Origin of the sequence: Actinoplanes derwentensis (assembly GCF_900104725.1) — a bacterium.
GTDB lineage: Bacteria > Actinomycetota > Actinomycetes > Mycobacteriales > Micromonosporaceae > Actinoplanes > Actinoplanes derwentensis.
The window spans coordinates 2,239,117-2,251,601 of the sequence record NZ_LT629758.1; the positions used below are offsets into that span (position 1 = coordinate 2,239,117).

Annotated in this window: 11 protein-coding genes; 8 read left to right on the forward strand and 3 right to left on the reverse strand. The window is 71.7% G+C overall.

Features of this window, described 5'->3' with window-relative positions; genetic code table 11:
* Positions 1–137: 137 nt before the first annotated feature.
* Positions 138–1,565, reverse strand: a complete 1,428-nt coding sequence (locus BLU81_RS10325; protein WP_157751454.1) for a hypothetical protein — start codon at positions 1,563–1,565, stop codon at positions 138–140.
* Between the two features lie 268 nt (positions 1,566–1,833).
* On the opposite strand from BLU81_RS10325, the gene BLU81_RS10330 reads away from it, so the two are divergent.
* Entirely contained in the window at positions 1,834–2,745 is a 912-nt protein-coding gene (locus tag BLU81_RS10330; protein ID WP_092556875.1) for an ornithine cyclodeaminase family protein, read from the forward strand.
* 167 nt (positions 2,746–2,912) lie between these two features.
* Here the strand turns inward: BLU81_RS10330 and BLU81_RS10335 are convergent, their stop codons facing one another.
* A complete protein-coding gene (locus tag BLU81_RS10335; RefSeq protein WP_092543794.1) occupies positions 2,913–3,794 on the reverse strand; it encodes a TIGR03560 family F420-dependent LLM class oxidoreductase in 882 nt (293 codons plus the stop codon).
* A gap of 42 nt (positions 3,795–3,836) precedes the next feature.
* Here BLU81_RS10335 and BLU81_RS10340 point away from each other — a divergent pair, with 42 nt between their 5' ends.
* From BLU81_RS10340 to BLU81_RS10360, 5 genes are read left to right on the forward strand one after another with little or no spacing between them, the layout of a single operon-like run.
* On the forward strand, positions 3,837–4,688 hold the full coding sequence (locus tag BLU81_RS10340; protein ID WP_092543796.1) for a hypothetical protein: 852 nt from the start codon (positions 3,837–3,839) through the stop codon (positions 4,686–4,688).
* A complete protein-coding gene (locus BLU81_RS10345) occupies positions 4,685–5,245 on the forward strand; it encodes a DUF4129 domain-containing protein (RefSeq protein ID WP_231954384.1) in 561 nt (186 codons plus the stop codon). Before BLU81_RS10340 ends, BLU81_RS10345 begins: the two co-directional genes overlap by 4 nt.
* Positions 5,242–6,516, forward strand: a complete 1,275-nt coding sequence (locus BLU81_RS10350; protein WP_092543798.1) for a DUF4350 domain-containing protein — start codon at positions 5,242–5,244, stop codon at positions 6,514–6,516. Before BLU81_RS10345 ends, BLU81_RS10350 begins: the two co-directional genes overlap by 4 nt.
* Entirely contained in the window at positions 6,513–7,475 is a 963-nt protein-coding gene (locus BLU81_RS10355; protein WP_092543800.1) for an AAA family ATPase, read from the forward strand. Before BLU81_RS10350 ends, BLU81_RS10355 begins: the two co-directional genes overlap by 4 nt.
* On the forward strand, positions 7,475–8,791 hold the full coding sequence (locus BLU81_RS10360; protein ID WP_092543802.1) for a DUF58 domain-containing protein: 1,317 nt from the start codon (positions 7,475–7,477) through the stop codon (positions 8,789–8,791). The genes BLU81_RS10355 and BLU81_RS10360 overlap by 1 nt, the downstream gene beginning before the upstream one ends.
* Here the strand turns inward: BLU81_RS10360 and BLU81_RS10365 are convergent.
* Positions 8,769–9,713 carry a stage II sporulation protein M gene (locus BLU81_RS10365; protein ID WP_092543804.1) on the reverse strand — a complete coding sequence of 315 codons (945 nt, stop codon included), beginning with the start codon at positions 9,711–9,713 and terminating at the stop codon, positions 8,769–8,771. The two genes, BLU81_RS10360 and BLU81_RS10365, sit on opposite strands and share 23 nt — an antisense overlap.
* Positions 9,714–9,736: 23 nt before the next feature.
* On the opposite strand from BLU81_RS10365, the gene BLU81_RS10370 reads away from it, so the two are divergent.
* Both BLU81_RS10370 and BLU81_RS10375 read left to right on the forward strand, forming a co-directional pair.
* Positions 9,737–10,585, forward strand: a complete 849-nt coding sequence (locus BLU81_RS10370) for an RDD family protein (protein ID WP_231954385.1) — start codon at positions 9,737–9,739, stop codon at positions 10,583–10,585.
* Between the two features lie 15 nt (positions 10,586–10,600).
* A complete protein-coding gene (locus tag BLU81_RS10375; RefSeq protein WP_269461098.1) occupies positions 10,601–12,478 on the forward strand; it encodes an MFS transporter in 1,878 nt (625 codons plus the stop codon).
* The last annotated feature ends 7 nt before the right edge of the window (positions 12,479–12,485 follow it).

The window sequence follows — 12,485 nt, forward strand, 5'->3', positions numbered from 1 at the left end:
TGATCGAGATGGCGTGGCGCACCGTATCGATACACAGAGTGATGTCAATCATGAAGTCTTGATCGCGAGGCGAGGCCGAATCGGACCGTCAAGCCATGATCAACCATCCCGGGAGGCCGCACCGGCGTACCGGGAGGTCATTGTCCCCCGCGGCCCAAGGTGCGCCCGGCGCCGGCCAGCACCGTCGTCGCCAGGATCCAGCCGGTGGCCAGCACCGCCAGGGCCACCGCCTTGTCCGCGCCCACCGGGTCGAACGCCTTGTCGTGGCCCAGGTCCAGCAGCGGCACCAGGATGTCCACGCTGTAGAGGAACGGATCCCACGTCGGCGCCTCATCGGCCTTCACCGCCCGCAACGGACCCGACCACGCGAACCAGCCGGTACTGCCGGCCACCACCGCCAGCAGCCACAACAGTGCCCGGCCCGGCCGGTACCCGAACCCGATCCCGGCGTCCTGCACCGCACCCCACACCGCGCCCGCCCAGCCCATCGCCCGATGACGGCGCCGTTCCCGCACCACCCGCACCCGGCGCGCCTCCTGCTCCCGGCCGTCGCGCGCCAGAGCTGCCGCCAGCTGGTCGTACGGGCCGGGCGCCGACCCGAGCACGAACCGGGCCATCCACGCCAGGCGCTGCCGCGCCGACCACTGCGCGGTGTCTTCCGTTCGGCGGCTCAACCGCTCGTAGGTCAGCCCGTCCAGTTCGATCCGGCAACCCGGCGGCCAGTTCACCGGATCGTCGACCAGCCGGCCGACCCGAGCGTCGCGCAGACTGATCGTCCCGGCCGAATCCGGCGCCGGCCGCAACGTCAGCAACCGCATCTGCGCCTCGATCAACAGCAGCGAGTGGCCGCCGTCCCGGCCGCGCAACGTGGTGTTCTGCAACGTCACCGCACCGGTGACCTGCGCCCCCACCAGGTGAATCTCGCCCCCGGCGACCAGATCGTGGCCGAACACCGCACCACCGACCACCAGCCCGCCACCGGTGATCGCCGCCCCGGAATCCGGAGCCGGACCGATCCGCGCCCGGCTCAGATCCACGTTCACCCCGATCCGGGCACCCGCCACCCGCAGCCCCCGCCCGAGCACGGCATCCCGCACATGCAGACCACCCCCGATCTCCGAGCGTTGTACGAACACCGCACCGTCCACCCGGCTGCGGTCCCACTCGACCACCCCACCCACCCGGGCCGACAGCAACCACACGTCCCCACCGATGCTCGCGTCCCGAGCCACCAGGTCACCGGCGACCCGCACCCCACCGCCCTGAACCCCGGCGAACGTGCACCCGTCCAGATCCACCGCCACCAGATCCGCCTGCTCCAGAACCAGCCGATCCTCCGACACGCAGCCCCGCAACCGCACCGGCGTCTCCACCCGCACCCCGGTCAGATCCAGCTCCCCGACGATGCGCGCACCGGCCAGATCCAGCCGCCCACCACCACCACCACGCAGCAGGTCCACCAAAAGCCGGGCCTCGACGTACGCCCCACCAAGATCCAGTGCACTGCCCGCCCGAAACGCCCGCCGCACCCGCCGCCGCGTCCCCACCGCCATCGAGATAGCCACCCCGGCACTCTATTTCTACTGTGTACCCATGATCGGACCTGGATGGACGCCGCTGCGACCGCACGAGCACGTCGTCGCACAGCTGCTCGCAGCGTCCAGGACACGTCGCGGCCCGAACTGTGCGGGGCGCCGACATCGACGCCAGTGACCTGCGCACGGCTTGCCTGGCCGCCGGCGAGAACGGGGCCCCGTCCCGGTACATGAGCCGATGCCGGCAATCGGCAAGGCACAGGCAACGAGACGCCACCTCGATACTGATGGCGTGACCATGATGCTGACCCGATCACAGATCGACGACCTCATCGACGTCGGCGACGTACTGGCGCTGCTCCGAGACGGATTCCGAGTATCCCCGGCGTCGCCGGCACCCTTGCGGATCCGCACCGACCTGCCCGGCCCCGGCACCGCGACGTGCCTGATGCCCGGGCTCCTGCCCGGCATCCCTGCATACACCGTCAAAGTCAACGCGAAATTCCCCGACGCCACACCCGCCCTACGCGGCGTCGTCTGCCTGCACGACCTGCACACCGGAGAACTACTCGCCCTGGCCGACTCCTCCAGGCTCACCGCCTGGCGCACCGGCCTGGCCGCCGCACTGGCCACCCACACCCTCGCCCACCCCGATGCCGACACCCTCGGTTTCATCGGCGCCGGCGCCCAAGCCCGCACCACCTGGACCGGGCTGCGCCACCTACGGCCATGGCGACACACCACCGCCTACGACCTCGATCCCACCCGCGCCCGCCAGCTGACCCCACACCTGAGCGACAACGCCCGCGCCGTGGCCGCCCGAGTCGACGTCGTCGTCCTGGCCACCTGGTCACGCCAACCCGTGCTGCACGCCGCCGACACCCACGCTGGACAACACCTGACCAGCCTCGGCGCCGACGAACCCGGCAAGACCGAACTGTCAGCCGACCTGCTCCGCGACGCCCGGGTCATCGTCGACGACCTCGACCTGGCCTGCGCCGCCGGCGCGCTCGGCAACGCCGGCCTCGACGCCACCGCCGCAGCCGGCACCCTCACCGACGTCCTCCGCGGTGACCTCCCCGCACACCACGGCCCGCGCGTCAGCGTCTACGCACCCGTCGGACTGCCCTGGCAAGACCTCGCACTGCTGTGGTGGCTACACCAGCACGCCACCGCCACCAGCGTCACCACCATCGACTTGCTGAGCTGAACCCCACTAACCCGAGCCGGTAGGCGACCGCCTGCACGCGATCCGCCCAGCGCCGGCGCCGGCCGCAGGTGTCCGCGCGGCGCCGTTGGCGATCGGACCGCTCACGCCCGGCGGTCGCGGGGCAGTGGTGACGGACCGCCTGCCTGGCGTGGTGGGTACGGGACTTTCTAATCCCGTACCAGAGCGAGGATTTTGTCCATGGCCTTCTGCCGGGTGGCGCCGGTGCCCAGCAGACCGTCGGGGATGATCAGCTCGTCCAGCCCGATCTTGCGGTATTCCTCGATCGTCGCCGCTACCGCGTCGGGAGAGCCGCCGTAAGCGGGAGCGCGCAAGCTGTCCGGCAGCGGGGTGTCGACGCTGACCAGGGCCTGCGCGGTCCGCAGGATCGACTTCGGGTCGCGGCCCGCCGCGGCGCAGTGATCGTCGAGGACCTTCGACTTGTGGGCGATCACGTCGGGCAGGCCCCAGGTGTTCCACTGGTCGGCATACTCGGCGACCATCCGCAGCATCCGTTTCTCACCCTTGGCCCCGACCATGATCGGGAGCGGGGTCTGCACCGGTTTGGGATCGCAGACGGCGTCGGTGAGCTGGTAGTACTCGCCCTTGAACGTGGTCGTCGGGGTGCGCAACAGGCCGACCAGCACCTGCAGGGCCTCCTCGAAACGGTCCAGGAGCTGCTTGACCGGCGGTAGTTCGATGCCGTACTGCTCGTGCTCGTTGACCTGCCAGCCCGCACCGACACCGAGGACGAAACGGCCGCCGCTGATGTGGTCGGTGGTGGCGGCCATGTTCGCCAGCACCGCCGGATGACGGTAGGTGTTGCCGTAGACCAGCGTGCCGACCGTCACCCGCGGAACCAGCGCGCCCAGCGCCGCCACCAGCGAACCGGCCTCCAGCATCGGAGTCTGCGGGCGCTCGCCGGACGGCAGGTTGGGCATGAAGTGGTCGGCGGCCCAGACACCGTCCCAACCGGTGTCGGCGGCGTGCCGGGCCACCTCCAGGACATCGGAGTACGGCTGGGCGGTACCCGGCCAGATCGAGAGTCGCATGTGCGTAAACCTTGCCACACGCTGTGACCTAGGATGCCCGCCATGCGGTCGAACGGGGAGGTCGGGATCGTCGCTCTGCGGGCGATGACCGCGGGCGAGACCCTGGACGCGGCGGTGGCCCTGCTCCGGCAGCGGGCCCTGCCGCTGATTCCGGTCGCCCTCGTGCTGGCCGCGGGCGAACAGATCCTGCTGTTCGGGCTGCGCGCCTACTCCGGGATGGAACCGCCGTTCTACTACCTGCCACCACGCCTCAGTGAACCGTCCTGGTGGCCGGTGATCGGGCTCGGCTTCGCCGTCGAGGCGTTCATCATCGCGCTGCTGGCCGCCTACGCCGGTGCCGCGGCCGGGCCGGCCCTGCTCGGCCGGGCCGTCGGGCATCTGGCCCTGTTCAAACGGATCCGGCCGGTACCGGCGGTGGCGATCGCACTGCTGGTGGCGGTGCTGTCCGGGACGGCGGCGCTGGCCGGGCTGGTGCTGTGGCCGCTGGTGTACGGCGTCACCGCCCTGGCGACCGCGGTGCTGACCGTCGACCGGCCGGCCAATCCGCTGACCGCGGTGGCCCGGGCGGCCGGACGAGCCACCCGCGGCGGCATGCGCGGCGTCGGCGTGCTGATCCTCGGCTACCTGACGTGGGCGGTGGTGCGGACGGCACTGGGCAGCGGCTGGATCGCGGTGGCCGACCTGTTCCAGAGCGTGTCCGGGGCATCCTGGCTGGTGTGGGCGGTGCCGGTGGCGTGGACCCTGGCCAACGCGGTGGCGTACGCGGCCCTGGCCTGCCTGAACGCCGTGCTGCTGCTGGAGATCCGAATCCGGACCGAAGGACTCGACATCGCCGTCAACCGGGCCCGTAGTCGTGGCACCGATCCGGCGGCGGCACTGGTGGTGAAACGGTGAGAGCGTACGAGGAGTTGCTCGGCGAACTGTTCACCGTCGTACCGCCGCCGCTGATGCTGTTGATCCTGCTCGCCGTGACCGCACTGGTGGCGGCCGGCTGGTATTTCTTCCCGGCGTGGATTCCCCGGCGCCTGCCGCGATTCACGTGGCGCCGTCAGCGGAAGCCACGAACAAAGCGCATCAAACGGGCAAAACGGAGCACCGAGAAGCAGGCTACGTCGTCACCGGAAACCGTGAAGCAGACCCGCAGCAGCCTGGCCGACCAACTCGCCGGCCAGGGCCGCTATGCCGAAGCCATCCGGGAACGCCTGCGCGACACCGTCGCCGACCTGACCCGGGCCGGCGTCATCGACCCCGAACCGGGCACCACCGCCGCCGAACTGACCACCGACGCCACCACCGGCCGCCCCGGCGTCGGGCCCGCCCTGACCGGAGCGACCGGCCTGTTCTCCGGCGTCTGGTACGGCCGGGCACCCGCCGGTCCCGGCGACGACCAGCGGATGCGCGAACTCACCACCGAGGTCCGCGACACCCTCGACGCCGGAGAGGGCCGATGAAACGCTGGACCCGGGTGGCGATCCCGTTCGCCACCCTCACCGCCCTGATCACCGGCACCCTGATCGTGCACGCGATCCAGACTCCCGACGCCGACGACCCCGCATTCCTGGCCCCCGACCGGGTCCACGACATCAGCGGCGGCACCCTCGCCGAACGACTGCGCGCCCAGGGCATCCAGGTCGACCGCGCCACCAGCACCGAAGACGCGATCACCGCAGCCGGAACCGGACCGGCCGTGACCCTGTTCCTGCCGACCCCGGACCTGGCCGACCTGACCCGGGTGCGCGGGCTACCTGCCGGAACCCGGGTGGTGGCGGTCAACCCCTCCGATGGGGCACTACGGCGCAGCAACTGGCCGGTCGAGACGGCGGGCAGCCAGTGGACCACCCGGGTGACCGTCCCGGGCTGCGCCGACCCCCTCGCCGTCGCCGCCGGGCCGGCCGCCGTCCTGCGGACCGCCTACCAGCCCCAAGAGGACGCCACCGTCTGCTACGCGGGGGCGATGGTCACCATGCGGGTCGACGACACGTACACGGTCACCGTCGTCGGGTCGCCGGATCCGTTCCGCGACGACCGGATCAGCGAACACGGCAACGCCGCCCTCGCGGTCGGCCTGCTGTCCCAACGCGACCGGGTGGTGTGGCTGGACGTCCACGAACGCGACCGGCCGGTGCCGTCCAGCCCGCCACCGACGTACGAGACACCGCCGCCACCGGCCGCCACCGGGCCCGGCGAAGGACGCCCGCAGGAAGGCGCCCCCGGCGAACCCGGCGACGGCACCCCCACTGGGACGCCGACCGGCACCAGCGGAGCCCGCGGACCCGAGAAGAATCCGCTGTTCCAGGCGTTCCCGCCGGCGTTGTGGGCCACCCTCGCCCTGCTCGCGCTGATCCTGATCGCCCTGGCCGCGGCGGCCGCCCGCCGGCTCGGCACCCCGGTCGCCGAACCGCTGCCGTCACGGGTGCCCGCCAACGAGACCATGCTCGGCCACGCCCGCCTCTACCAGCGCGCCCGCGCCCGCCAGGAATCCCTGGACATCCTGGTCGCCGCCGCCCGCCGCCGGCTGACCCGCCACCTCGGCCTGCCCCCGGACGCACCCGTCGAGGACATCGCCGCCCACGCCGGGCTGCCGGTGCGCTACGTCCGCGACATCCTCGACGGCGAACCACCACGCAGCAACGCCGACATGGTCGAATCCGCCGCCCTGCTGCAGGCCCTGGTCGACACCGTCACCGCGTCGCGTCACCACCACGAAGGAGAGCAGTCGTGAACACCGATTCCCACCAGGCCCGGGAGGCACTGGGCCGGCTGCGCGCCGAAGTCGGCAAAGCCGTCGTCGGGCAGGACGCGGTGGTCGGCGGGGTGCTGGTCGCGCTGCTGTGCGGCGGCCACGTACTGCTCGAAGGTGTCCCCGGAGTCGCCAAGACCCTGCTGATCCGGGCCCTGTCGGCAGCCCTGGACCTGGACACCAAACGCGTGCAGTTCACCCCGGACCTGATGCCCGGCGACGTCACCGGCTCCCTGATCTACGACGCGCACACCGGCGCCTTCAACTTCCGCGCCGGACCGGTCTTCACCAACCTGCTGCTCGCCGACGAGATCAACCGGACCCCGCCGAAAACCCAGGCCGCGCTGCTGGAAGCGATGGAGGAACGCCAGGTCACCGTCGACGGCACCGCCCGCCCGCTGCCGGTGCCGTTCCTGGTCGCCGCCACCCAGAACCCGATCGAGTACGAGGGCACCTACCCGCTGCCGGAAGCCCAACTCGACCGGTTCCTGCTGAAACTGTCGGTCCCGCTGCCGCAACGCGACGAGGAACTCAACATCCTGCGCGCCCACCACCGCGGCTTCGACCCCCGCGATCTGAAAGCCGCCGGGATCACCCCGGTCGCCGGTCCCGCCGACCTGATCGCCGGACGCTACGCCGTACAACGCGTCGACGTCGCCGACTCGGTGCTGGCCTACATCGTCGACCTGTGCCGGGCCACCCGGGCCGCGCCGGCGTTCGAACTGGGCGCCTCCCCCCGCGGCGCCACCGCCCTGCTCGCGGTGTCCAAGGCCAACGCGTGGCTGCACGGGCGCGAATACGTGCTGCCCGACGACGTGAAAGCGTTCACCGTGCCGACCCTGCGGCACCGGGTGCGGCTGCGCGCCGACGCCGAACTCGACGGCGCCACCGTCGAAGGTGTCCTCGCCTCGGTCCTGGCCACGGTGCCGGCACCCCGCTGATGGTCACCCACCGTTTCGCGCTGCTGCTCGCGTTCGGCCTGCCGCTGCCGGTGTTCCTGCCGCAACCGTGGCTGATCGCGGCCGCCGTCGTCGCCGTCGCGATCGCGCTCGCCCTGCTCGACATGGCGCTGGCCGGGCCACTTCCCGGCCTTCGGCTGCGCCGCGACGGCGACCGCACGGTCTGGCTGGGCGGCTCGGCGCAGGTGACCCTCACGGTCGCCAACACCGGGCCCCGGCCGGTACGGGTGAACCTGCGTGACGCCTGGGTCCCGTCCGCCGGAGCCGGGCCGCTGTTCCACACGCTCACGCTGCCGGCCGGTGACGAACAGCCCGTCACCACCACCCTCACGCCCACCCGGCACGGCGACCGGCCCGCGGTCCGGGTCACGCTCCGGTCGGCGGGCCCGCTCGGTCTGGCCTACCGGCAACGCTCGCGCCGCTGGAACACCGCCCGCACCCCGGCCTGGAACCTGCGCGTGCTGCCCCGGTTCCCGTCCCGGCGGATCCTGCCGGAGAAACTGGCCCGCCTCCGGGTCGTCGACGGCTCGATGGTCACCCGCGGCCGCGGCCACGGCACCGAATTCGACAATCTTCGCGAATACGTCATCGGCGACGACGTCCGCTCGATCGACTGGCGGGCCACCGCCCGCGCCAACGACGTGGTCGTGCGCACCTGGCGGCCCGAACGCGACCGCCGGGTGTTCTGCGTGCTCGACACCGGGCGCACCTCCTCGGTCCTGATCGGGCGGGTGCCCCGCCTGGACGCGTCCATCGACGCGGCCCTGCTGCTGAGCGTGCTGGCGGCCCGAGCCGACGACCGGGTGGACCTGATCGCCCTGGACAGCACCGTGCGCACCCGCGTCGAAGGCGGCGGGCAGCGCACCAAACTGAACCGCCTGATCGACGCGATGGCCAGCCTGGAACCGGTCCTGGCCGAAACCGACTTCACCCTGCTCGGCCGGGAGATGCTGCGCCGCGACCGCAAACGCGCCCTGCTGGTGATCTTCACAGCCCTCGACACCGCACCGATGATCGCCGGGCTGCTGCCACTGCTGCCCCGGCTCACCGCCCGGCACAAGGTGATCGTCGCCGGAGTCCGCGACCCGGACATCAGCCGCCTCGCCCAGTTACCGCCCGACCCGGGCGCCGACGACGTGCACCGGGCCGCCGCCGCTCAGCGGGTCCTCGCCGAACGCGACCGGGTCCGTGACGTGCTCGCCCACGCCGGCGCGACAGTGGTCGACGCCGACGCCGACAGCTTCGCCGGGAAGGTCGCCGACGTGTACCTGCTACTCAAGGCCTCCGGGCGGCTCTAGCGCCCCAGAGCAGGGCATAGACCAGGAACAGCAGCCACAGGCCGGCGCCGATACCGACCCGGACCAGCGGCGGCAACGGCGACGGCGTCACCCAGGCCTCCAGGATCCCGGCCACCAGCAGCACGAACACCAGCCCGACCGCCACCACCATGCCGTGCCGCGCCCAATGCACCAGCGACTCGCGGCGGGTCAGCAACGGCCCCGGCGCGATCCACGACCAGCCGATCCGCAACCCCACCCCACCACCGATGAAGATCGCGGTCAGCTCCAGGAAACCGTGCGGCGCCAGATAGGTCAGGTAGATGTCACCGGCACCCGCGTCGAACATCGCCGCACCGACCATGCCGATCGAGATCAGGTTCGCGCCGAGCAGATAGAACACCGGCAGGATGAGTACGCCCGACGCCAGGCACTGGGCGGCCAGCATCGCGTTGTTCACCCACACCCGGCCGAAGAAGGTACCCGCCCGGTACTCGCTGTAGTAGTTGACGAAGTCGTCGATCAGCGACGCCTCCTCCGGCCGGCCACCGTAGTAGTCGGTCAGCACACTCGGATGATCCAGCACGTAGGCGATCAGCCCCCACACCGCCGCCACCATGACCACCATCACGGTCAGCCACCAGCCGCGCGTCAGGTACAGGGCCGCCGGCAGGCGCACCACGAAGAAATCCGCGGCCGGCCGCCACGACATCCGGTTCCCGCGGGTGATCGCCGCCCGGCCGGCCAGCACCAGCCGCGACAGATCCGCCAGCACCACCGCGTCCGGCGTGCGGCTGCGCACGATCGACAGATGAGTGGCCGCCCGCTGATAAAGCAGCACCAGCTCGTCGGCCTCGCCCGGCTTCAGCCGCCGCCGCGACACCAGCACCTCCAGGCGCCGCCACTCGCCGCCGTGCTCGGCCACGTACGCATCCAGATCCACGCTCGCATCCTAGGCAGCCCCTGGTGTTGACTGTGCGGGTGCTCACCACCGCAGAAGCCGTCGAGATCGACGTGCGTCCGGCCCGCCTGGGTTCACGCGCGCTCGCCCTGATGGTCGACATCGCGATCCAGTTCATGGTCGGCGGCTTCCTGTACCTGCTGTACTTCGTGATCCTGCAGATGCTGCCGTTCGAGTACAGCACCCTGATCCTGCCGGAGACCGCCCGGCTGATCCTGATCGCGATCGTGGTCGTCGGCTACCCCACCGTGCTGGAGACCGCCACCAACGGCCGCAGCCTCGGCAAAGCCGTCATGGGCCTGCGCGTCATCCGCGAGGACGGCGGCCCGATCCGCGCCCGGCACGCCTTCACCCGCGCCCTGATCGGCCTGGCCGTCGAATGGCCCGGCCTGCTGATGCCGTTCATCACCTGGGCCGGCAGCCTCACCACGATGCTCGCGTCGCGGCGTGGCCGGCGTCTCGGCGACCTGGCCGCGGGCACCCTGGTCGTGCACGAGCGCCGCCCCGTCCCGTGGAACCTGGTCCCCGGGATGCCGGCCGGCCTCGCGGGCTGGGCGTCCACGGCCGACCTGTCGGCGATCGGCGATGACCTGGCCGAGTCGGTCCGGCAGTTCGCCGCCCGCTCCCACCAGTTCGCCGAACCACACCGCACGAACCTGGGCCAGAGCCTGTTCACCGAGGTCGCCGCGAAAGTCTCCCCGGAACCACCACCCGGCACCCCGCCGTGGCTGTTCCTGGTCGCGGTCCTGGCCGAACGCCGCCGCCGGGCCGCCGCCCAGCTGGCCGCCACCCGCACCGTCACCCAGCGCGTACTACCGGGCTTCGGCGAGATCCCGGCCACGAGCCGGCGCTGACCACCCCTACTGACCCTGGCCGTGGTCGACGACCTTCTCGCCATTCTGATCATCGCCGTCTTCTACACCAGTTCTCTGCACCTGCTGCCGCTACTGGCGGCGCTGGTCCCGCTCGGGTTGTTCGCGGCCCTGGTGCAACGCCGGGTCCGCTCGCCGTGGCTGCTGCTGCCCCTGGCCGCGGGCCTGGTGCACGCCTCCGGGATCCACGCCACCGTCGCCGGAGTGCTGCTGGGGTTCATGGTGCCGGTGCTGCGCCGCGACCACCAGGATGGGCCCGGGTTGGCGGAGCAGTTCGAGCACCGGCGGCGGCCGGGTTCGCGGTGCGGGTCTTCGCGTTCTTCGCCGCCGGTGGGCCTTGCGAAACTGTACCAACCAGACGGTACAGTTTCGGGCATGCCGATCACCGCCTCCCGCCGCTGGGCCGCCCTGGGTGTGCTGTCCGCCGCGGTTCTGCTGCTGTCGATCGACGGCACCGTGCTCGCCCTGGCGGTGCCGTCGCTGACCGAGAGCCTGCGCCCCACCGCCGAACAGATCCTCTGGATCGGCGACGTCTACTCCCTGGCCCTGGCCGGACTGCTCGCCCTGGCCGGCAACCTCGCCGACCGGTTCGGCCGCAAACGGGTGCTGCTGTTCGGCGCCGTCGCGTTCGGCCTGGTGTCGCTGCTCGCCGCGTTCGCCGCCAGCGCCGACCAGCTGATCGCCGCCCGCCTGCTGCTCGGCGTCGCCGGCGCCACCCTGCTGCCGTCGACACTGTCCCTGATCCGCAACATCTTCACCGACCCGGCCGAACGCACCCGCGCCATCGCCGTCTGGTCGGCCGCGTTCGGCGCCGGTTCCGCGGCCGGCCCGATGATCGGCGGGTTCCTGCTCGAACACTTCTGGTGGGGCTCGGTCTTCCTGATCAACGTGCCCGTGATGATCCTCGTGGTGGTCACCGGCATCTTCCTGCTGCCCGAGTCCCGCGACCCCAGCCCCGGCCCTTTCGACTTCCCGTCCGCCGCACTGTCGCTGCTCACCGTCGCCCCGATCGTCTACGCGATCAAACACCTGGTGCACGGCGAACTCAGCCCGATGCTGGCCGTCGGCATCGTGGCCGGCGTCCTGTTCGTGCGCCGCCAGCGCCGCCTGGCCAACCCGATGCTCGACGTCGACCTGTTTCGCAATCCGGCCTTCTCCGGCGCCGTCCTGGCCAACCTGATCTCCATCTTCGCCCTGGTCGGGCTGCTGTTCTTCTTCTCCCAATACCTGCAGTTCGCCCGCGGCTTCAGCCCTCTGCAAGCCGGCCTCGCCGAACTGCCCGCCACCATCGCCTCGATCGTCGTGGTCCTGCTCGTCGGCATCGCCATCCGGCTCGGCCGGGGCCGCGCGATCGCCGTCTCCCTCGCGGTGGCAGCCGCGGGCCTGGCCCTTGTCGCCCCGGCGGCAGACCTGGCGTCGTACGGGTGGATAGCGCTCTGCCTCATCCCCGTCGGCCTCGGCGTCGGCCTGGCCATGACCCTCGCCGGTGACGCCGTCATCTCCGCCGCCCCACCCCGCAAAGCCGGCTCCGTCTCGGCGGTCACCGAAACCGCCAACGAACTGGGCGTGGTCCTGGGCATCGCGGTCCTGGGCTCACTGCTCACCGCCACCTACCGCTCCGGACTGAACCTGCCCGCCACTCTTCCCGAAGCCGACCGGGCGGCGGCCACCGACTCACTCGGCTCCGCCCTTCAGGTCCTCGACCCGGTCCTGGCCGAGACGGCCAAACAGTCGTTCGTCGCCGCCATGCAGACGACATCACTGGTGGCGGCCGCCTTCACTGCGATCGCGGCCCTGGTGGCGTGGCGCCTGATCCCGTCCACCGAACCCGTCGCCGCCGCCGACGAGGTCCCGAGCGCGTCACCACACGCCTGACCCCAGC